Genomic DNA, 19,907 nt, shown 5'->3' on the forward strand with positions numbered 1-19,907 from the left:
GAATCAACGGGCGCCCAGCCCTCCCCTTCCCAATCGATCCACACCGACATTCTCCCCATGAGCAAGAAATTTGACGCCGGGGTCAAGGAGTACAGGGATACCTACTGGACTCCCGACTACGTCCCCCTCGACACCGACCTGCTGGCCTGCTTCAAGGTCACCGGCCAGGAAGGCGTTCCCCGCGAGGAAGTGGCAGCCGCCGTGGCCGCCGAGTCTTCCACAGGCACCTGGTCGGCGGTCTGGTCTGAACTTCTCACCGACCTCGACTTCTACAAGGGCCGTTGCTACCGGATTGAAGACGTTCCCGGTGACAAGGAGTCGTTCTACGCCTTCATCGCCTACCCGCTCGATCTGTTCGAGGAAGGTTCGATCACCAACGTGCTCACCTCCCTGGTGGGCAACGTGTTCGGCTTCAAGGCCCTGCGCCACCTCCGTCTGGAAGACATCCGCTTCCCGATGGCCTTCATCAAGACCTGCCCAGGCCCGCCGAACGGCATCTGCGTCGAGCGCGACCGGATGAACAAGTACGGCCGTCCGCTGCTTGGTTGCACGATCAAGCCGAAACTCGGCCTCTCCGGCAAGAACTACGGCCGGGTGGTGTACGAATGCCTCCGCGGTGGTCTCGATTTCACCAAGGACGACGAAAACATCAACTCCCAGCCCTTCCAGCGCTGGCAGAACCGCTTCGAGTTCGTGGCCGAAGCCGTCCAGCTGGCCCAGGAGGAAACCGGCGAGAAGAAGGGGCACTACCTCAACTGCACCGCCGCCACCCCCGAAGAGATGTACGAGCGGGCCGAGTTCGCCAAGGAACTGGGTCAGCCGATCATCATGCACGACTACATCACCGGAGGCTTCACGGCCAACACCGGTCTGTCGAAGTGGTGCCGCAAGAACGGCATGTTGCTGCACATTCACCGTGCGATGCACGCAGTGATCGACCGTCACCCCAAGCACGGCATCCACTTCCGGGTGCTGGCAAAGTGCCTTCGCCTCTCCGGTGGCGACCAGCTGCACACAGGCACGGTGGTGGGCAAGCTCGAAGGTGATCGTCAGACCACCCTGGGCTTCATCGACCAACTGCGTGAGTCATTCATCCCCGAAGACCGCAGCCGCGGCAACTTCTTCGACCAGGATTGGGGTTCGATGCCCGGCGTCTTCGCCGTGGCCTCCGGCGGCATCCACGTGTGGCACATGCCCGCGCTGGTGGCGATCTTCGGCGACGACTCGGTGCTGCAGTTCGGTGGTGGCACCCATGGTCACCCCTGGGGTTCCGCCGCTGGCGCCGCTGCCAACCGCGTGGCCCTCGAAGCCTGCGTCAAGGCCCGTAACGCCGGACGTGAGATCGAGAAGGAAAGCCGCGACATCCTGCTCGAAGCTGCCAAGCACAGCCCCGAACTGGCGATCGCTCTCGAAACCTGGAAAGAGATCAAGTTCGAATTCGACACCGTCGACAAGCTCGACGTCAATTGATCCGTTCCCTTATCCCCTCCACTTAACCAAGGATCCCCATGCCCTTCATGAGCACCGTGGGTGACTACCAAACAGTCGCCACCCTGGAGACATTCGGCTTTCTGCCTCCCTTCTCCCAGGACGAGATCTACGACCAGATCGCTTACATCATTGCCCAGGGCTGGAGTCCCCTGGTCGAACACGTTCACCCCAGCCGCTCGATGGCGACCTACTGGTCGTTCTGGAAGCTGCCCTTCTTCGGCGAGAAGGATCTCGGCGTGATCGTCAGTGAACTCGAGGCCTGCCACCGGGCCTATCCGGATCACCATGTGCGCCTGGTCGGCTACGACGCCTACACCCAGAGCCAGGGTTCCTGCTTCGTCGTGTTCGAAGCACGCTGAAGGGTTTCGGTCCCGGCTCAAGCCGGGACCTCACCCCTTTTCCGAATTGTTCAGGCCACTTAACTCACCGGGCGGATATGGCAACTCAATCCAGTCGCGAAGCGGCTCTAGCGCGCCGCTTGGCCCTCTCCACTGCGGGAAAAGCGGCTGAAGAACGCTATTCCACCAGTATTGATCGGGTGCGCAGCGCAGCTGAAGCGCGGCCGATCCACTCCGCCACTCCTGTGAGCGTGGCTCCGACCCCCGCACCGACATCGCGTTCGTCACGGCCGGACCTGTCCTACCAACCATCCAGCCAACCCCGCTCGAGAACGGCGATCTCCAATCCCAGCCGCGATTTCGTTCTGGCTCGCCGTGAGGCCCTCAGCAAACGGGGCAAGCGAGCTGACACCAGCAAGGATCGCACCCGCACCGCGCCAGAACAGGCCCAGGCGAGCACCCCCCCCCCTGCTGCCGCCGCCACGGTTTCCGAACCGGTTCGTTCAGCAAAGCCCCTTTTTCAGGAAAGTGGCCATCGGCATTCAGCCTCGGGCGCCAACGGTGGCCATCGCCAGGCCCCGAAGCGAGCTGCCCAGCACAACCCCAGCCGTGCCGTCGTGCTGGCGCGCCGCGAAGCCCAGTCGAAACATGGCAAGTCGGCAGCCAGGAACGGCTCAACCGGAACTGCCGCCGTCGTGCGTCAGTCGAACCCGGATATCAGCAGCCGTGACCTGTCCCACCGCATCCGTGATCTGAAGAGCAAGACCGGTGCCGCCGCCGTCGGGGGCAACAACGGAGTCACCCGGCCCACCGGCCCGCGTCGTGGCATCAACAAAGTGGCCGCCGCCCAGGACGCCAGCTGGAAAGTGGGGGTCGGGGAGACCAGCCGTGGCCAGTTGGTGACGGGTACCCAGGCCAACCGTTCGCTGAAGACCACGGGCAACGAGGCAAGCACCTGTCGGCCGATCACCGGAACGGAGTACATGGGTGCCGACATCTTCCGGGCCTTCTGCCAGAGCGAACCCCAGCCCCTGCAACCCGCCAAGGTGGCCGTCACCGCCACCAGCCACGGCAACCGGGTCACCGGCAACGAAGTCGGCCGGTCCGAAAAGGTCACAGGAGATGAGCCGGGAACCTGCAAGATCGTCACCGGCACTGAATACCTTTCCGCCAACCAGTCAGCGGCCTACTGCGGCGGCACCAGTCCCGCCCCCCGCAAGGTGGGCATCGGCCAGACACTGGCCGGCCGGCCGGTCTCCGGTGTGATGGTTGGTCGCTCCGAAAAGGTCACCGGCGATGAACACGGGGCCGGGCTTCGCACCACCGGAACCCAGTACGTCGGCGCCGATTCCACAGCCACACCAGGGCAGGCCCCGGCCAAGGTCGGTGCCGTCCACACCCTGCGTGGCACGGGCATCACCGGCACCCTCGTCGGGCGCAGCGAAAAGGTCACCGGGAATGAGCCAGGCACCTGCAAGCGCGTCACCGGTGACGAATACATCGGCAGTCAGCAGTTCGACGCCTTCTGCGGCACCCGTCCGGAAGCCGAAGCCCCCAAGGTGGGCTTCAGCCTCACCAACAAGCAACTGGTGGTCTCCGGCACCAGCACAGGGCGCTCCTCCAAGGTCACAGGCGATGAACCCGGCACCTGCAAAGCGGTGACAGGCACCCCCTATGCGGGCCTGGAACAGGCCGGCGAATGGTGCGCACCAACGGCGGTTCAAACCATCCGTCAGCGCACACCGATGGGGATGGGAACCCCCGGCCCCCGCCTCAGCGGCATCCAACCCGGAATCGGCGGTGTGATGACCGGCGCCGGCAAAGGAGCCTGTGAACCACTCACCGGCACCCCCTACGTGGGCGTGGACCAGTTCAACGAAGCCTGTGGTGCCGCTGAAGGCCACGAGGCCGATTTCCCCCAATCCCTCGATCTTCAACCCTGGCAGCAGTTCAGCGTCCAGTCGCCGGCCCGGGCCGCCCAGCAACAGCCTGAACGCCATGGCGCGGTCACGGGGACCCGCTACGAAACCAGTGCCAGGATCACCGGCCCTTTTGACCTCGCCGGTGACAAAGTCACCGGCACCGAACAGTTCCGCTTCGATCGTCGGCCAGCCCAGCTCGCCGGAGCTGCACTGAACCTGCCCCCCAAGGCTCCCGTCAGCGTTGACGAAGACAATCGGCCAGCCTCACGGGTGACCGGAGAAGGAATCTCGGCCGGTCTCCACATCACTGGAGACGACTGGGACCGGGGCAAACGGGTCACGGGAACCGAAGGGGTGTCGGCCCGACGCCGCAATCCCACCCGCACCGGTCCGATGCCTGCCATGGCCAGGGTTCAGCCGAAGCGCAATGAAGAGGTGACGAAACCGATCAGCCGGGTGACCGGCTCAAGCGGCAACACCGAGCACGGATCCCTGATCACGGTTTCCGGCGGCGCCCGAGGTTGATGGAATCGCTTCCCTTCTCCCCCCTCACCTGACCTTGCCAATCCCGCGACGCCAACCCCCCGGCCAGAAGTCCCTGGCACCAACAGCGCCGCGACGCCGCCCTGATCCAGGTCAGGTCCCGCTGGCCGCCCCCAGCCGGGCACGGTCAAGCCACAGCTGGAAGCCGATCGCCACAGGCCCCGTCCATCCACTCTGCGACCGGGCCGGCAACGAGCGGCTGCATGCCTACGAAAGCGCCGTCAAGGGATCCTTTGATCGGATCGTTCCGGTTCTGAAGCATCTCTCGGCTCTGCAGCACGATCCCCATTTCGTCGAGCTGGCCCAGCGGCATGCCAGAGCCGAGCTCGGATTTGCACTTCCCCTGGCGATCCTGGAGAAGGCCTGGGTCAGTCAGCTGGACATGCGCAGCCTGTTCGCCTGGTGCGTGTTCGAAACCTACGGACAGGTGAGCGAATCCTTCTTCCGCGACGATCCCCTCGATTGTCGCGACGGCACTCCGGCTGCCGAGGCGTTCAATGCCTTCCTGCTCGAGTGTGGCTTTCATCTTCTCGATGTGACCCCCTGCGCCGATGGACGGCTGGCGCACACGATCAGCTATGCCCTTCGCCTGCCGTTCAGCTCGGTGCGTCGCAGGCCCCATGCCGGCGCCATGTTCGACGTGGAAGACACCGTGGACCGCTGGGTGAAGACCGAGCACCTGCGCTACCGGGAAGGCCGTCCCAATCCGGCCCATGCCCCCACCCGCTACCTCAAGGTGGTGGTTTATCACTTCAGTTCCGTCGACCCCAGCCATGAGGGCTGTGCCGCCCACCACTCCAATGACGCCGCCGCCGCCAGCCAGGGCCTGTCAAGGCTGATGGACTTCCAGCAGGCGGTGGAGAACAGCTTCTGCTGCGGGGCTTCCGTCGATCTGCTCTTGATCGGGCTGGACACCGATACCGACGCGATCAGGGTGCATGTGCCATCCAGGGATGGCGCCACCGATCTGCACAGCTGGCTCGATGCCCGTGAGGCCCATGCCACCACCCTTGAGCTTGATCCTGCCGCCGCCCGCGAAAAGCTGCACAGCCTGGTGACAGCCGCCGCCGCGGGCGAGCCTGACGAAGGCATGGTGAGCCTGATCACCCGGCTGGTTGAGCACAACCTCTCCCAGATCGACTACGTGCGGAGCTTCCATGGCGGGGCCTATGCCGATGCCGGCCATGCCGAGCGATTCATCGGTGTGGGGATCGGCTTCAAGGAGATTCATCTGCGCAACCTCACCTATTTCGCCCATCTCGACACCGTTGAAGAAGGCGCGGCCGATCTCGATGTCGGTGTGAAGATCTTCACCGGGTTGAACGTTTCCAGGGGCTTACCGGTTCCTGTGGTGGTGCGCTTCGATTATCACGGCAGTGTGCCCGGGGCCAGGGAACGGGCCCTGCTGCATGGCCAGCGGGCTGAAGCCGCAATCCGCAATCGCTACAGCGATCTTTGTCGCGAAGGCCTGCTCCACACGCTCCTGACCGTGCGGGACCGCGACCAGCACGCTCCTGCCGAGGCCGTAGGGTCATCGATCAACCTCGAAACGGCGGGGGGGCATTGAAATGTTGATCTGCAAGGTCGTCAAACCACTCGTTTCCACCAACCGGATTCCAGGTTTCGAGCACAAGCACCTCCAGGTGGTGCTCGACGGCAGCTCCCAGAAAGTGGCTGTCGACGCCGTCGGCTGCATTCCCGGCGACTGGGTGATCTGCGTGGGAAGCTCCGCCGCCCGGGAAGCCGCCGGCAGCAAGTCCTACCCAAGCGATCTCACGATCGTGGGGATCATCGACCACTGGGATCCTGACAGCGGCAACGCCCCAGGGGGATCAGCCTGATGGAGATCATGCAGGTGACCGGATCACTGATCTGCAGCCAACGGGTCGATGGTCTGCGCCATTGCAACCTTCGGGTGCTGCGTTCCACCAAGGGCAAATTCAGCGTTGCCGTCGATCCCGTGGGTGCCTCACCAGGCAACTGGGTGTTCACCGCCAGTGGCTCGGCGGCTCGCTTCGCCTCCGGCGATCCCGATCTGCAGACCGACCTGACGATCGGTGGGATCATTGATTTCTGGGATCCAGATGGCTGAGTCCCAGTGGCCACCCGCCCTTCCCCCGCAGCCCCCACGACCTGACCACGTCCATCGACTTCCGCCATGGCCACCCCCACCCCCCGACAACCCTCATCCCGTCGCACCACCGCCAGTCGGGGCGTGAGCAGCCCGTCAGCCAAAGCCCTGCCAGCGGCGGCAGGGGCGGCGACCCCTGAGCCCCAGACACCCCCTGTTTCAGCGCCAGCCGTTTCGGAGGGCACCAAGCCCCCCGCGCCACCGGCACCAACACCCACCCACACCCCCCCATCGAGCACCGCCATGGCCCCTCTTCCACACGGCATTGCCCTCGGCATGATCGAAACCCGTGGGCTTGTCCCCGCCATCGAAGCGGCTGACGCCATGACCAAGGCAGCTGAAGTCACCCTCGTCTCCCGCGAATTCGTCGGTGGCGGCTACGTCACCGTGATGGTCCGCGGCGAAACCGGTGCCGTCAACGCCGCCGTCCGTGCCGGTGCCGACGCCTGCGAGCGGGTGGGCGATGGCCTGGTGGCAGCCCACATCATTGCCCGCCCCCATGTCGAGGTGGAACCTGTGCTCGTCCCCAGCGGCGCTGACCGGAGGAGCTGAGCGTGATCGGCGGCGTGCATCCGCGCGTGCTCGGCTACCTGGGCCGAGCCCTCAGCCTTGAGTACACCGCGGTTCAGCAATACATGACCCAGGCTTCACTCGTGGAGCTCTGGGGACAGGCTGACGCGGCCGAGCGGTTCCGGCAGGACACCGCCGAGGAGATGCGGCATGCCGAGCGGATCGTCATGCAGATGCTGCAGCTGGGTGTGGCTCCCGCCGCCTCCCAGCTGCGACCGGTGCGGGCCGCCTCCAGCCTGGTTCAGCTGCTGCGGCTGAACAGGGAACTGGAGGCGGATCTGATCCAGCATTACGCCGAAGCGGCCAGGTTCTGCACGATGATGCGGGATGAGGTCAACGGTTCCTTCTTTCGCCATCTCTGGGAAGAAGAACTGCAGCATGGCAACGATCTCGAAATCTGGATCCAGGAACTCGATCGCAACGGTCCGGAAGGAGCAGCGCAAAGGGCCACCTTCTAGCCACAGTTTTGTGACGTTCTGATGGCGTACCCCAGACGCCTTTCCGTGTCTGGGGTACTCAACAGATCAGCATGGTTGCCTCGGCTCAGTTGTTGCCACCCTGCGGTGAAATCTGATCTTGGTGTCGTCGCTCCCCCTATCGGTTCAGCTGGCCTGGTTGATCCCGCTCTACGGCTTCGCAGGGGTGGGGATGTCCTTGCCATGGGCATGCGGCTGGATCCGCCGCACCGGGCCCAGGCCCGCCGCCTACCTGAATGTGCTCGTCACCCTGGTGGCCTTTCTGCACGGCACGGCGCTGCTCAATGCAGTGTTACAACACGGGGCCTATGAGATCAGTCTGGGCTGGTTTCAGGCCGCCGATCTGAAGCTGGAGCTGAGCTTCGATCTCTCCTTGACCAACCTGGCCTGCCTTGAGCTGGTCGCTGGGCTGAGCCTGCTGGCCCAGGTGTTCGCCCTCGGCTATCTCGACAAGGAATGGTCACTGGCCCGCTTCTTTGCCCTGGTGGGCTTCTTCGAGGCGGCGATGGCGGGGGTGGTGCTGAGCAGTTCCCTGTTTCTCACCTACTTTCTGCTGGAGATGCTCACCCTCTCCACCTACCTCCTGGTGGGATTCTGGTACGGCCAGCCCCTGGTGGTCACCGCTGCCAGAGACGCCTTCCTGACCAAGCGTGTCGGCGATGTGCTGCTGTTGATGGGGGTGGTCGCCCTCTCCGCCTTCGCCGGGGTGATGCGCTTCGAGGATCTCTACCGCTGGGTGCCCCAGGCCCAGCTTTCACCCCTGGCAGCCAACCTGCTGGGCCTGGCGCTGATCGCCGGACCGCTCGGCAAGTGCGCCCAATTCCCCATGCATCTCTGGCTCGATGAAGCGATGGAGGGACCCAATCCGGCTTCGATCCTGCGCAACTCCGTGGTGGTGACCTGTGGTGCCCTGGTGTTGCTGCGGCTGATGCCGATCCTGCAGCTCTCGCCGATCAGCCTGGACGTGCTGATCGTTCTGGGCTCGCTGACGGCGATCGGCGGGTCCCTGGCCGCCCTCGCCCAGGTCGATATCAAACGGGCCCTCTCCTACACAACCAGTGCGGCCATGGGGCTGGTGTTCATCGCCATCGCCGAGCAGCAGCCGGCCATCGCCCTGCTGCTGCTGTTTGCCCACGCCGTTGCCAAGGCCCTGTTGTTCATGAGCGTGGGGAGCGTGATCGCCACCACCAATTGCCAGGATCTCAGTGAACTGGGCGGCCTGGCCCGCTGCATGCCCGCCACCACCGTGGCCTTCCTGGTGGGGGCAGCCGGCAGCACCGCCCTGGCGCCACTCGGCTGCTTCTGGGCCTACGGACTCGACGTGGAGGCCATGGCCCGCAGCTCACCCGCCCTGGCCATGGTGGTGCTGCTCGCCAACACACTCACGCTGATCAACTTCAGTCGGGTGTTTCGCTGTGTCTTCCTCGGGCCCCGTCAGACCAAGACACGGCGGGCTCCCGAAGTGAACTGGCAGATGGCCCTGCCGATGGTGAGCCTCACCGTGCTGGTTCTGCTCACTCCCTTGATCATGGTGGAGATCGATCCTGTTCCCGGGCTGGCTTCGTTCCCGCCCCAGGTGGCATGGGCGTTGGTGGCCAGCGGAGCCACGGGCCTGATCCTGGGGGGGACGGTGCCGCTCTACAAAGGATGGTCACGCTCGACCCTGAAGCCCCTGCGCCAACTGCAGGATCTGCTCGCCTTCGACTTCTACACCGAAAGGATCTACCGGCGCACGGTGGTGGCTCTGGTTGCGACGCTCGCCCGGCTGGCCGCCTGGTTTGATCGGCAGGTGGTGAATGGTCTGGTCGAGCAGCTCGCCTCGCTGTCAATGGCGAGCGCCGCTGGGCTCAAGCTCACTGTCGGCGGCCAGATGCAGACCTACGTGCTCACGGCGATGGCCTCCATCGTGGTGCTGCTTGGCTCGCTCAGCTGGGTGATGCGATGAGGGTGATGGAATCGTGCTGAGCGGCCTGCTGCTGATCCCCCTGCTGGGTGCCCTGATCCTGGCGATCTGGCCCGGCGATCCGGAGCCGGAGCGAATCCGGCGCAGCGGCGCCGCCGTGCTTGCCCTGCAGCTGCTCTGGTCCATTCGGGTGCTGGTGAGCTTCGATCCCAGCGCTGGCGGCATGCAGCTGGAGGAAGCCGTTCCCTGGCTCGGCAGCCTCGGGCTGCACTACCGGCTCGGGATCGATGGACTTTCCCTGCCCTTGGTGCTGATCAACGGAGCGTTGTGCCTGGTGGCTGTTCTGGCCACGGAGGCCGGGATCCTGAGGCCGCGGCTCTTCTTCTCACTGATCCTGTTGATCAGCGGCGCCGTCAATGGTGCCTTCCTGGCCCAGAACCTGCTGCTGTTCTTCCTGTTCTATGAACTGGAACTCGTGCCGCTCTGGCTGTTGATCGCGATCTGGGGCGGCAACGGCAGGGCGAGGGCCGCCACGAAGTTTCTGCTGTTCACCGCCGTCTCCGGAGGGCTGATCCTGGCCGGGTTCCTCGGCCTGACGCTGGCGACCGGCAGCGCCGATTTCAGTCTGCGAGCCATCAGCAGCGACGATCTCGACCTGGGCGTCCAGCTGGCCCTGCTCGGGGCACTGCTGGTGGGCTTCGCCATCAAGATTCCCCTTTTTCCCTTCCACACCTGGCTGCCCGATGCCCACACCGAGGCTTCAACCCCGGTTTCGGTGCTGCTGGCCGGGGTGCTGCTCAAACTGGGCACCTACGGCCTGCTGCGCTTCTGCTTCGGCCTGCTTCCTGAGGCCTGGGCCCTTTGCGCCCCCTGGCTGGCGGGCTGGGCAGCGGTGTCGGTGCTGTTCGGCTCCCTGGCGGCGATCCAGCAGCAGGACATGAAACGAATGGTGGCGTACAGCTCCGTAGGCCACATGGGCTATGTGCTGCTGGCTGCGGCGGCGGCCACACCGGTGAGCCTGCTCGGGGCGGAGTTCCAGATGATCAGCCATGGCCTGATTTCAGCGTTGTTGTTCCTGCTGGTGGGAGCTGTCTACAAGGTCACCGGCAGCCGCGACCTCCGCGAGCTGCGCGGGCTGCTCAATCCCGAGCGGGGTCTGCCGCTGGTGGGGTCGCTGATGATCATCGGGGTGATGGCCAGCGCCGGGATCCCTGGGATGTCGGGGTTCATGGCCGAGTTTCTCGTCTTCCGGGGCAGCCTGATCGCTTTCCCGTGGCAGACCCTGCTCTGCATGGTCGGCTCCGGTCTCACAGCCGTCTACTTCCTGCTGCTGGTCAACCGTGCCTTCTTCGGTCGGCTGGGGGCCACCGTGCAGCTGGCGGCGATTCCGCTGCAGCGACATCTGCCCGCCCTCGCGCTGACGGTGGCGATCCTGGCGATCGGCCTGTTCCCCCAGGGTCTTGGTCTGCTGAGCGAGACCACCAGCACCGCGATGGCAGAGCCGAGCGGGGTGCTGCGATGAGCCCGCCCAGCGCCGAGCAGCTGATGGCCAGGCTTCTCAGCGGCCAACCCCTGCTGGAGGAATCGGCCGATCACCTGCTGGAGGTGGTGGGGGTGCTCGAAAGCTATGGCGAGGTGCTGGATGCCTACAGCATCAACCTCAACCATCAGGCCCAACGGGAGTTCCTCAACCCGCTGCCGATCTGGCGATTCTTCGATGGGGCGCTTAGCGCCGGGCGGCTCTGGCGCCACCTGATCCACGACCGACTCAACTACGAGTACGCCGAGTATTGCCAGCGGATGATGCTCTGGCATGGCACCGGCGGCCTCGACACCTATCTCGACAGCAACCCCTTCGCCGCCGACTGCCGCCTGGTGATCGCCCATCGCCGCCGCCGGGACCCCCTGCTGAATCTGCTGGATCGCTTTTTTCCGGACTTTCTGCCGGAGCTGATCCGCTCCGCCGCCACCGCCAGTGCCCTGGGACAGTTCTGGCGGGTGATGAGTGATCTGTTCCGCGAGCTCCGAGTCGCCCATCGCCATGGAAGGGTGGACTCGATCACGGCGGTGGTCGCCTTTCTGCGCGATGGCCTGGTGGCGGCGGCCGGCCAGCCGATCCACTATCGCGTGGAGCTCGACGGGAAAGGCTTCGACATCCTGCCGGCCGAAGCAGGGCTGACCTTCCTCGCCGATGTGGCCGTTCCCTACGTGGAGGCGGTGTTCCTGCGGGGCACCCCTTTCCTGGGCACGGTGTCCTTCAACGCCCAGGCCCAGCAGATCCCGATCGACCAGGGCCGTTTCCAGTACGGCGCCCTGTTCGCCGATCCCCTGCCCACCATGGGCGCCGGCATTCCCCCCAGCCTGCTGATGCAGGACATGAGCCGCCATCTTCCGGCCGATCTCGAAGCGCTCTACGCGAGCCGGGGCCGGGGCAGAGGTGATCTGCGGGTCAAGATCTGCACCAGCTTCCAGAAGGCGATGTTCTGTGTCACCAATGCCGCGATCGCCGGCACCTTTCCCCATCCGCTCCGGGGCGCCGGGGCGGCGGAGCAGGGACTCAACCATGCCCATGCCGAGGCCTGGGTGAAGCGGCTGCTCCAGGCGCAGATCGGCTGTCTGCCGGCGGCTGGGCCAGTGCTGGCCTCAGTTTCGCCTGGGCTAAGTTGCAGGGATGGATCAGCCCTGGACCAAACGGCAGCGCCCTGAACGCCTGGAGCGGCGTATCGAGTTCGACGACTACGAAACCACCCGCCTGTTTCTGGAGCAGCTCAACGAGCTCGCCGAGCAGCGCCAGTGCTACCCGGACATCAGCTTCGGGCGCACCTATGTGAACCTCACCCTGCGGGCCGAGCCCGACCAGAGCCCGGTGGGCGAGCCGGAGCTCGCCTTCGCCGCCGCCATCGACGCCCTCGTGCCCTGATGGAGCAGGCGCCTGTCGATGACGACACGCCGGTCGATCTGCGGGCCGCCTATGACGGCACCGGTGTGGATGAGGTGCTTGTTCAGCTCGATCGCGAGCTGATCGGCCTGAAACCGGTGAAAACGAGAATCCGTGAGATCGCCGCGCTGCTGGTGGTGGAACGGGCGCGCAAGCAGGTCGGCCTGGCCACCGGTGCCCCCAGCCTGCACATGTCCTTCACCGGCCATCCCGGCACCGGAAAAACCACAGTGGCTGAACGGATCTCCGACATCCTTCACCGGCTCGGCTATGTGCGCAAGGGTCATCTGGTCACCGCCACCCGCGACGACCTGGTGGGCCAGTACATCGGCCACACCGCCCCAAAAACAAGGGAAATGCTCAAGCGTGCCATGGGTGGCGTGCTGTTCATCGACGAGGCGTACTACCTCTACCGGCCTGAAAACGAACGCGACTATGGCGCCGAAGCGATCGAGATCCTGCTTCAGGTGATGGAGAACAATCGCGATGATCTGGTGGTGATCTTCGCGGGTTACAAGGATCGGATGGATGTGTTCTACCAATCCAACCCCGGCCTCTCCTCGCGGGTGGCCAACCACATCGATTTTCCCGATTACACCGCCGAGGAGCTGCTGGCGATTGCCAAGCTGATCATGGCCGCCGAGAGCTACCGGTTCAGTGAGGAGGGCAGCGCCGCCTTCTCCGACTACATCCAACGGCGCATGCAGCTCCCCTTCTTCGCCAACGCCCGCTCGATCCGCAACGCCATCGACCGGGCACGGATGCGTCAGGCCAACCGGCTCTTCAAACACCTGGGCCCAGGCCTGACCAAACGGGATCTGATCACGATCGAAGCCTCCGACATCACCGCCAGCCGCGTGTTTCAGGGCGAGGTGGAAGGGCTCGACCCCAGCCTGCCGCTGACCTGAACCCCTGCGAGCTGGCTGGACGATTCAGCGGCGACGGCGGCTATCGATCTGCAGGAGATCCCGAACCTGCTGGAGCTGGCGGGCCAGGCTCGGATCGATCGCCAGTTTCTTCTCGATCTGCTCCACCGCATACATCACGGTGCTGTGATCCTTGCCGCCGAACACATCGCCGATGCGGGGCAGGCTCAGGTCGGTGCTCTGACGCATCAGATACATGCCCACCTGGCGGGCCTGGCTCACGGCCCGCTTGCGGCTGCTGCTGCGCATCTCCTCCACGCCGATACCGAACACCTCCGCCACCTTCTCCACCACCTGCTGCGGCGTCACCACCACCTCGTTGCCCACCGGATCGAGCATCGGCGCCACCGATTCCACCGTCATCGGCAGGCCGGTAATCGAGGCGAAGGCCACCGCCCGGGTGAGCGCCCCCTCCAGCTCCCGGATGTTGGAGGTGAAGCGGCCCGCCAGATACTGGATCAGGTCGCGGGGGAGCGTCATGCGTTCCTGCTCGGCCTTCTTGTGCAGGATCGCCATGCGGGTTTCCAGATCGGGGGTCTGGATGTCGGCGATCAGGCCCATCGAGAAGCGCGAGATCAACCGTTCCTGCAGGCGGGGGATCTGGCTGGGCGGGCGGTCGCTGGCGATCACGATCTGGCGACCCGCTTCGTGCAGGGCGTTGAAGGTGTGGAAGAACTCCTCCTGGGTGTACTCCTTGCCTTCGATGAACTGGATGTCGTCGACGAGGATCAGATCTGCGGCGCGGTAACGGTCGCGGAACTTCTGCATGCCGTCCTTGCGGATCGCCTGGATCAGGTCGTTGGTGAACGACTCGGTGGACACGTAGAACACGCGCGCCTCCGGGTCGATCTCGACGCGGTAGTGGCCGATCGCCTGCATCAGGTGGGTCTTGCCCAGGCCAACGCCACCACAGAGAAACAGGGGGTTGAACTCGCGGCCGGGCGCTTCGGCCACCGCCAGCGAGGCGGCATGGGCCATGCGGCTGTTGGGCCCTACCACGAAGCGGTTGAACACGTAGCGGGGGTTGAGGCCCGGGGCGGGGCGGCGGGGCGTTTCGCCGCGCGGAGGGGGGATGGGGGGCTGAATCGGCTGCGCCCCCCCCGATGCAGCGACGACTTCCAGACCAGGGTCGTTCGGTACGCCCGAAGCCGTCTCCACATCCACCCGCACGGAGTGCCCAGCCAGCTCCGAGGCCACCGCCTCGATCGTGCTGAGGTAGTTCTTGCGCAGCCAGCCGCTCGCGAAGCTGTTCGGGGCCTCCAGGCGCAGCCTTCCATCGGCGAAGCCGGCACAGCGGGCCGGCCGGATCCAGGTTTCGAAAGTGGGCTTGCTCAGATTGGCCTGGAGTGCCTCTTGAACCCGGTGCCACAGCTCCTGACCCTGCTGCACCTCCGCCTCGTCCCACAGTGGCCGAATATAGGCAGATCCCCAGCATCCGACCTATGCCCGGCAAGCGGCCTTCGGCCTGGACCACCTCCCCTCTCCATGACATCTGATCGGCGTCCTTGCCCGGTGGCCCTTCTGCCCAGCCTGATCGCTGCCTGCTCCGCCGGCCTCCTGCTGGGAGGCTGCACCCTGGGTGTGCCGAACCTGCTGAAGCAGAAAAGTGAGCCGGTCGCCGCTCCGAAGGTGAGCGACGCCCCCGCCGCCATCCCCCTCCAGGCCGGCAATCGCTTCATCGTCGACGCCGTCGACAAGGTCGGACCGGCGGTGGTGCGGATCGACACGGTCAAGCGGGTGATCAATCCACTGGGCGGCCTGTTCGGCAGCGCTCCCGCCGTTCAGCAGCAGCAGGGGCAGGGCTCCGGCTTCATCACCCGCTCCGACGGGGTGATCATCACCAATGCCCACGTGGTGGAGGGAACCAACGAGGTGTCGGTCACCCTGCCAGACGGCCGCAGCTTCAACGGCAAGGTGCTCGGCGGGGATCCGCTCACCGACATCGCCGTGGTCAAGGTGGTGGCCCAGGGGCTGCCGGTGGCCCCTCTGGGCGACTCCGCCAAGGTGCGGCCCGGGGAATGGGCGATCGCGATCGGCAATCCACTGGGCCTCGACAACACGGTTACGGCGGGAATCATCAGCGCCATCCAGCGCACCAATGCGATCGGAGAAGGACAGCGGGTGCCGTACATCCAGACCGACGCCGCCGTCAACCCGGGCAACAGCGGCGGGCCCCTGATCAACGACAGTGCCCAGGTGATCGGCGTCAACACGGCGATTCGGCAGGCACCGGGCGGTGGCCTGAGCTTCGCCATCCCGATCAACCTGGCCCGCCAGATCGCCGCCCAGATCCTCGAGAGCGGTCGGGCCTCCCACCCCTACATCGGTGTACGCCTGCAGGCCCTCACCCCCCAGCTGGCCAGGGAAATCAATGCCACCGCCTCCAAATGCCGCCTGCCTGAGATCAACGGTGTCGTGGTGGTCGACGTGCTGAAGGGCAGCCCCGCCGAGCAAGGTGGGCTGCAGGCCTGTGATCTGATCGAGCAGGTGGGCGACAAGCGCGTCAAGAACCCCTCAGAGGTGCAGGTGGCAGTGGATGCCGGCAGGGTCGGCCAGGAGTTGACGGTTCAGGTACGACGTGGCGAGAAGCCGCTCAGCCTCACGGTCCGGCCCGCCGAGCTGCGCCGCAACAGTTGAGCCGCAACAGTTGAGCCGCTTCAGCCAGCCGCCTGCCGATCTGAGCCGAGCTGATCTGATCAGGACCAGACCAGACAAAATCGGACCTGACCTGATCAGGATCAGGATCAGGATCAGGATCAGGGTGAATACCAGAAGGCGCAGCGGCGTTGGCGGGGCTCCAGCTCCCAGCCCTGCAGTTCGTAGAAGCCAACCACATCCGGATCAGCGAACAGGCTCACCCGCTCCACCTCCATCCGCCGCAGCCGCTCGAGCACATAGGCCATCAGCTGACGACCCAGGCCGGCCCCCTGGTAGGTGGGGTGGACGGCCACGTCCCAGACGGTGGCCTCCAGCACGCCATCGCCGGTGCAGCGGGCAAAGCCCACCAGCTTGGGGAGGCGGGGATCGTGCCGCCACAGACCGACCCGCAGCAGGCTGTGCTCCAGCGCCTTGCGCACCCGCCGCAGCGGCCGGCGACTCCAGCCGACCGCATCGCAGAGACGCTCCAGCTCAAGCAGATCGATTTCCCTGTCAAAGCTCAGCACCAGCTGGAGGCGGGGATTGGCGCTCGGGCAGATCCGGTGATCGGCGCCATAGAGGCTGGAGAGGTGAGCAGTGAAATCCAAATCCAGTGGAGGGCAGCCCGGAGATCGTCTGATCCTGCCCGATCCAGGCCCGGGGGCGGTCGGGGGTTGGGGAGATCACCGGCCGATCAGCTGGCCTTGCCGCTCAGAGCGTGACAAGTCCCCGTTCCTGCAGGTCGGCCAACTGGGCGTAGAGCCCCCGGGCCGCCCGCAACTGCAGGTGACTGCCCTGCTCGATCAGCTGACCCTTGCGCAACACCAGGATGCGGTCGGCGGATTCGACCGTGGCGAGGCGATGGGCGATCACAATGGCGGTACGGGCGTGGAGCAGCCTGTCGAGATCGCGCTGCAGGGTGGCTTCGGTGGAGGGATCCATGAAAGCGGTGGCCTCGTCGAGGATCAGCACCGAAGGATTCCGGATCGCGACTCGAACAACGGAGAGCAACTGGCGCTCCCCGGAGGAGAGATTGCCGCCCCGCTCCCGCAGCTCCGTTGCCAGACCATCGGGAAGGCGGCGCAGCAGGGCCTCAAGACCGAGCTCATGGCAGAGGCGCTCGAGTTCGGCGTCGTCGATCGGGGCGTCGAGGCGGAGATTGTCTGCCACGTTGCCGCTGAACAGGAAGGTGTCCTGGAGCACCACACCCAGCCTCTGGCGCAGGGTGCCGATCGGCAACTCACGAATGTCGATGCCATCGAGCAGGATCCGCCCCTGCTGGGCCTCATAGAGCCTGCAGAGCAGGCGGATCACGGTGGTCTTGCCGGAGCCGGTGGGGCCCACCAGGGCCACGTGTTCGCCGGGGGCAATCCGAAAACTGAGGTTGGTCAGGATCGGATCGTCGGGCCGGTAGGCAAACGAGACATCCTCGAACACCACTTCGCCGGCACTGGCCCGCTCCAGGGCTGAGCGCCGCGCTGCCGGGCTGCGCTGGATATCGGCCATGCTGCTGATCTCGATCGGTTGCTCCAGAAGTTCACCAATCCGCTCCACCGCGGTGAGTCCACCCTGGATCTGGGTGAACCGTTCCGCCAGCTGACGCAAGGGGTCGAACAGCCGCTGGGAGAACAGGATGAAGGTGGTGAGGGTGCCGAGCCCCATCGAACCACTGGTGACCATCCAGCCCCCCAGGGCAATCACCAGGGCCACGGCGCTGAGGGCCACCCACTCGATGAAGGCGGAGATGGCACTGTCGTAGAAGATCGTGCCGCCCACGGCCTGGCGATAGGCATCGGTGGTGTTGGCGAAGCGGCGGCTGTTGATCGTCTCCCGCCGGAACATCTGGACCACCTCAAGGCCCTGGAGGTTCTCCTGCAGATCGGCGTTGAGCTGACTGAGCTCCTCCCGGACGCGGTAGTTGGCCTTGCGGTAGCGCCCCTGCAGCCAGAGGATGATCAGCACCACCGGGATCTGGATCACCAGCAGCAGCGCCCCGAGCTTCGGCTCGATCGTGAGCATGGTGATCGCGATCACCAGCAGGGTGACGAGGTCGGCGAGCACTCCGACGGCGCCACTGCCGAACACCTCCGCCAGGGCGTCGACGTCACTGGTCAGCCGGGTGAGCAGCTTGCCCACCGGGGTGCGGTCGTGGAAGCGGAGCGACAGATCCATGGCATGGCGGAACAGGTCGTCCCGGATCCGGGCGGTGAGCCGCTGACCCACCGCCTGCACGCTGTAGGTCTGGATTCCCTGCAGGCCCAGACGCAGCAGAACGGCGCCAAACAGCAACAGCACCAGCAGGCGGATCGCCTGGGGCACGGGCAGGTTGCTCAGCCAGGGAAGCGTGGGTTCATGGCGCAACACGGAGATGGCCTGGCCCACCAGGAGCGGCTGAACGGCGGCAGCCAGGGCCACCGGGATCAGCAGCAGCAGGGTGAGCAGCAGGCGGCGGCGATCACGGCCCAGGTAGGGAAGCAGGCGCAGCAGCCGCTGACGGTCCAGGTTGGCCATCAGGCCGTCACCGCTTGGCGGGCCGGGGGACTGGCCACAGCGATCCGATCCACAATGGACTGGAGTTCGCCCTGATCGAGCCGCAGGGCGATCGGGTGACCGATCAGGCGGGCCGTGCTTGTGAAGAGATCTTCGATGGCCACAAGGCCGTTGTCACGCAAGGTGCGTCCGGTGGCCACCAGATCGACGATCGCCTCGGACATGCCGGTGATCGGACCCAGCTCCACCGATCCGGTCAGGTGGATGAGTTCCACCGGCAGGTCGAGCTGATCGAAGAACGCTTCGGCACAACGCACGAACTTGCTGGCCACCCGGCAATGGGCGGGCAGGTCGGCAGCACGCCGGTAGCCACTGCTGGCCTTGACAGCCACCGCCATGCGACAGCCGCCGAAGCCGAGATCCAGCAGGGGCGCCACCGGCAGGCGGTGTTCCCGCAGCACATCGTCCCCGACGATGCCGAACTGGGCCTGGCCATAGGCCACATAGACCGGCACATCGGCATTGCGAACCAGCAGGGCCCGTGCCGTGCCGCAGGGGCTCGGCACCATCAGCTGGCGATTGTCGTCATCGAGCAGGGCACTGAAATCAAGGCCGGCGGCGGCAAACCGCCGAACCGAGTCTTTGAGGAGGGCACCTTTTGCCAGGGCGACGGTGATCATGGAACTGCACCGCAGATTGGACTTTAACGATGAGGAAGCCAGGGGGCGAGTGGCAGGCGGCAGAGCCGGGCGCCGGGGCCAAGCGGGCGGCGGCTCCCGCCGAGGATGTGGCAGTGGCTGTCGCCCTGGTGCCGATCCTCGACGACAACTACGTGTTCGTCCTCCATTCCAGCCACCAGGCGGTGGTGATCGATCCAGGCATTGCGGCGCCTGTGCTGAGCTGGCTGGAGCAGCGGCAGCTGGAGCTGGTGGCCGTGCTCCAGACCCACCACCATCAGGATCACATCGGTGGGACGCCAGAGCTGATGCGGCGCTGGCCCGGGGCCGCGGTGGTGGCCAGCCGCGCCGATCAGGAGCGGATTCCCTTCCAGACCCGTTCCGTTGCGGAGGGCGATGACCTCGAGCTGCTCGGCCGTCGGGTGGAGGTGCTGGAGCTGCCCGGCCACACCCGTACCCATCTGGCCTACCTGCTGCCGCCCGTGGCCGGCGGCCAGGGCGAGCTGTTCTGCGGCGACGTGTTGTTCGCTGGCGGCTGCGGCCGACTGTGCGAAGGCACGGCGGAACAGATGCACCGCTCGTTGCAGCGCCTCGCCGCTCTGCCCGACGCCACCAGGGTCTGGTGCGCCCACGAGTACACCCTGGCCAACCTGCGCTGGGCCGCCTCGGTGGCTGATGTCAGGCCAGCCGAGCAGGCTGCGGTGGCGGCCCGCCTGGCCGAAGTGAAGGAGCAGCGGCACCGCGGGGAGTGCACAATTCCCAGCACCATCGGCCTGGAGCGCCGCTCGAATCTGTTCCTGATGGCCGGGGACGCCGGGCAACTGGCGGCGCGTCGCCTGCACAAGGATCAGTGGAAAGGTTGAGG

At 65.7% G+C, this 19,907-nt stretch carries 19 protein-coding genes; 15 read left to right on the forward strand and 4 right to left on the reverse strand.

Going from position 1 to position 19,907, the window contains the following annotated elements; translation table 11 throughout:
* Nucleotides 1-57 precede the first annotated feature (57 nt).
* The 13 genes from KQ307_RS06075 to cbbX all read left to right on the forward strand — a co-directional run bounded on the left by KQ307_RS06075 (nt 58) and on the right by cbbX (nt 13,220).
* On the forward strand, nt 58-1,470 hold the full coding sequence (locus KQ307_RS06075) for a form I ribulose bisphosphate carboxylase large subunit (protein ID WP_259701262.1): 1,413 nt from the start codon (nt 58-60) through the stop codon (nt 1,468-1,470).
* 38 nt (nt 1,471-1,508) lie between these two features.
* On the forward strand, nt 1,509-1,850 hold the full coding sequence (locus KQ307_RS06080; RefSeq protein WP_071801781.1) for a ribulose bisphosphate carboxylase small subunit: 342 nt from the start codon (nt 1,509-1,511) through the stop codon (nt 1,848-1,850).
* A gap of 77 nt (nt 1,851-1,927) precedes the next feature.
* Nucleotides 1,928-4,276: a CsoS2 family carboxysome shell protein gene (locus KQ307_RS06085; RefSeq protein WP_259727304.1), complete on the forward strand. Its 2,349-nt coding sequence runs from the start codon at nt 1,928-1,930 to the stop codon at nt 4,274-4,276.
* A gap of 40 nt (nt 4,277-4,316) precedes the next feature.
* Nucleotides 4,317-5,861: a carboxysome shell carbonic anhydrase gene (locus KQ307_RS06090; protein WP_399241650.1), complete on the forward strand. Its 1,545-nt coding sequence runs from the start codon at nt 4,317-4,319 to the stop codon at nt 5,859-5,861.
* A 1-nt stretch (nt 5,862) separates the two neighbouring features.
* The gene (locus tag KQ307_RS06095) at nt 5,863-6,135 is read left to right on the forward strand and encodes a carboxysome peptide A (RefSeq protein ID WP_259701259.1); all 273 of its coding nucleotides are present in this window, start codon (nt 5,863-5,865) and stop codon (nt 6,133-6,135) included.
* Nucleotides 6,135-6,386 (forward strand): carboxysome peptide B, encoded by a 252-nt coding sequence (locus tag KQ307_RS06100; protein ID WP_259701258.1) that lies wholly within the window; start codon nt 6,135-6,137, stop codon nt 6,384-6,386. The genes KQ307_RS06095 and KQ307_RS06100 overlap by 1 nt, the downstream gene beginning before the upstream one ends.
* Before the next feature lie 66 nt (nt 6,387-6,452).
* Nucleotides 6,453-6,977 carry a BMC domain-containing protein gene (locus KQ307_RS14785; RefSeq protein ID WP_311133732.1) on the forward strand — a complete coding sequence of 175 codons (525 nt, stop codon included), beginning with the start codon at nt 6,453-6,455 and terminating at the stop codon, nt 6,975-6,977.
* A gap of 14 nt (nt 6,978-6,991) precedes the next feature.
* Nucleotides 6,992-7,453 (forward strand): ferritin-like domain-containing protein, encoded by a 462-nt coding sequence (locus KQ307_RS06110; RefSeq protein WP_259727305.1) that lies wholly within the window; start codon nt 6,992-6,994, stop codon nt 7,451-7,453.
* A gap of 118 nt (nt 7,454-7,571) precedes the next feature.
* The gene (locus tag KQ307_RS06115; protein ID WP_259727306.1) at nt 7,572-9,416 is read left to right on the forward strand and encodes an NAD(P)H-quinone oxidoreductase subunit F; all 1,845 of its coding nucleotides are present in this window, start codon (nt 7,572-7,574) and stop codon (nt 9,414-9,416) included.
* 10 nt (nt 9,417-9,426) lie between these two features.
* Nucleotides 9,427-10,896, forward strand: coding sequence for an NADH-quinone oxidoreductase subunit M (locus KQ307_RS06120; protein ID WP_259727342.1), 1,470 nt, complete (start codon nt 9,427-9,429; stop codon nt 10,894-10,896).
* A complete protein-coding gene (locus KQ307_RS06125; protein WP_259727307.1) occupies nt 10,893-12,080 on the forward strand; it encodes a CO2 hydration protein in 1,188 nt (395 codons plus the stop codon). Before KQ307_RS06120 ends, KQ307_RS06125 begins: the two co-directional genes overlap by 4 nt.
* Nucleotides 12,046-12,294, forward strand: coding sequence for a 4a-hydroxytetrahydrobiopterin dehydratase (locus KQ307_RS06130; protein WP_259701253.1), 249 nt, complete (start codon nt 12,046-12,048; stop codon nt 12,292-12,294). The genes KQ307_RS06125 and KQ307_RS06130 overlap by 35 nt, the downstream gene beginning before the upstream one ends.
* A complete protein-coding gene (gene cbbX / locus KQ307_RS06135) occupies nt 12,294-13,220 on the forward strand; it encodes a CbbX protein (RefSeq protein ID WP_259727308.1) in 927 nt (308 codons plus the stop codon). Before KQ307_RS06130 ends, cbbX begins: the two co-directional genes overlap by 1 nt.
* 24 nt (nt 13,221-13,244) lie before the next feature.
* Here the strand turns inward: cbbX and dnaA are convergent, their stop codons facing one another.
* Entirely contained in the window at nt 13,245-14,627 is a 1,383-nt protein-coding gene (gene dnaA, locus KQ307_RS06140; RefSeq protein WP_259727309.1) for a chromosomal replication initiator protein DnaA, read from the reverse strand.
* Between the two features lie 96 nt (nt 14,628-14,723).
* On the opposite strand from dnaA, the gene KQ307_RS06145 reads away from it, so the two are divergent.
* Nucleotides 14,724-15,875, forward strand: a complete 1,152-nt coding sequence (locus tag KQ307_RS06145) for a trypsin-like peptidase domain-containing protein (protein WP_399235981.1) — start codon at nt 14,724-14,726, stop codon at nt 15,873-15,875.
* Nucleotides 15,876-15,994: 119 nt separating this feature from the next.
* Here KQ307_RS06145 and KQ307_RS06150 read toward each other — a convergent pair whose 3' ends face one another.
* The 3 genes from KQ307_RS06150 to hisG all read right to left on the reverse strand — a co-directional run bounded on the left by KQ307_RS06150 (nt 15,995) and on the right by hisG (nt 19,045).
* Nucleotides 15,995-16,489, reverse strand: a complete 495-nt coding sequence (locus KQ307_RS06150; protein ID WP_399241653.1) for a GNAT family N-acetyltransferase — start codon at nt 16,487-16,489, stop codon at nt 15,995-15,997.
* 97 nt (nt 16,490-16,586) lie between these two features.
* Entirely contained in the window at nt 16,587-18,386 is a 1,800-nt protein-coding gene (locus KQ307_RS06155) for an ABC transporter ATP-binding protein (protein WP_259727311.1), read from the reverse strand.
* Nucleotides 18,386-19,045 carry an ATP phosphoribosyltransferase gene (gene hisG / locus KQ307_RS06160; protein WP_259701247.1) on the reverse strand — a complete coding sequence of 220 codons (660 nt, stop codon included), beginning with the start codon at nt 19,043-19,045 and terminating at the stop codon, nt 18,386-18,388. The genes KQ307_RS06155 and hisG overlap by 1 nt, the downstream gene beginning before the upstream one ends.
* A 29-nt stretch (nt 19,046-19,074) precedes the next feature.
* On the opposite strand from hisG, the gene gloB reads away from it, so the two are divergent.
* The gene (gene gloB, locus KQ307_RS06165; RefSeq protein WP_259701246.1) at nt 19,075-19,905 is read left to right on the forward strand and encodes a hydroxyacylglutathione hydrolase; all 831 of its coding nucleotides are present in this window, start codon (nt 19,075-19,077) and stop codon (nt 19,903-19,905) included.
* The last annotated feature ends 2 nt before the right edge of the window (nt 19,906-19,907 follow it).

It is taken from the genome of Synechococcus sp. CS-1326 (assembly GCF_025128115.1).
GTDB lineage: Bacteria > Cyanobacteriota > Cyanobacteriia > PCC-6307 > Cyanobiaceae > Regnicoccus.

Coding starts and splice junctions, on each gene's coding strand:
- KQ307_RS06075 (WP_259701262.1), top strand. CDS start 58: ATGAGCAAGAAATTTGACGCCGGGGTCAAGGAGTACAGGGATACCTAC.
- KQ307_RS06080 (WP_071801781.1), top strand. CDS start 1,509: ATGCCCTTCATGAGCACCGTGGGTGACTACCAAACAGTCGCCACCCTG.
- KQ307_RS06085 (WP_259727304.1), top strand. CDS start 1,928: ATGGCAACTCAATCCAGTCGCGAAGCGGCTCTAGCGCGCCGCTTGGCC.
- KQ307_RS06095 (WP_259701259.1), top strand. CDS start 5,863: ATGTTGATCTGCAAGGTCGTCAAACCACTCGTTTCCACCAACCGGATT.
- KQ307_RS06100 (WP_259701258.1), top strand. CDS start 6,135: ATGGAGATCATGCAGGTGACCGGATCACTGATCTGCAGCCAACGGGTC.
- KQ307_RS14785 (WP_311133732.1), top strand. CDS start 6,453: ATGGCCACCCCCACCCCCCGACAACCCTCATCCCGTCGCACCACCGCC.
- KQ307_RS06125 (WP_259727307.1), top strand. CDS start 10,893: ATGAGCCCGCCCAGCGCCGAGCAGCTGATGGCCAGGCTTCTCAGCGGC.
- KQ307_RS06130 (WP_259701253.1), top strand. CDS start 12,046: ATGGATCAGCCCTGGACCAAACGGCAGCGCCCTGAACGCCTGGAGCGG.
- cbbX (WP_259727308.1), top strand. CDS start 12,294: ATGGAGCAGGCGCCTGTCGATGACGACACGCCGGTCGATCTGCGGGCC.
- KQ307_RS06145 (WP_399235981.1), top strand. CDS start 14,724: ATGACATCTGATCGGCGTCCTTGCCCGGTGGCCCTTCTGCCCAGCCTG.
- KQ307_RS06155 (WP_259727311.1), bottom strand. CDS start 18,386: ATGGCCAACCTGGACCGTCAGCGGCTGCTGCGCCTGCTTCCCTACCTG.
- hisG (WP_259701247.1), bottom strand. CDS start 19,045: ATGATCACCGTCGCCCTGGCAAAAGGTGCCCTCCTCAAAGACTCGGTT.
- gloB (WP_259701246.1), top strand. CDS start 19,075: ATGAGGAAGCCAGGGGGCGAGTGGCAGGCGGCAGAGCCGGGCGCCGGG.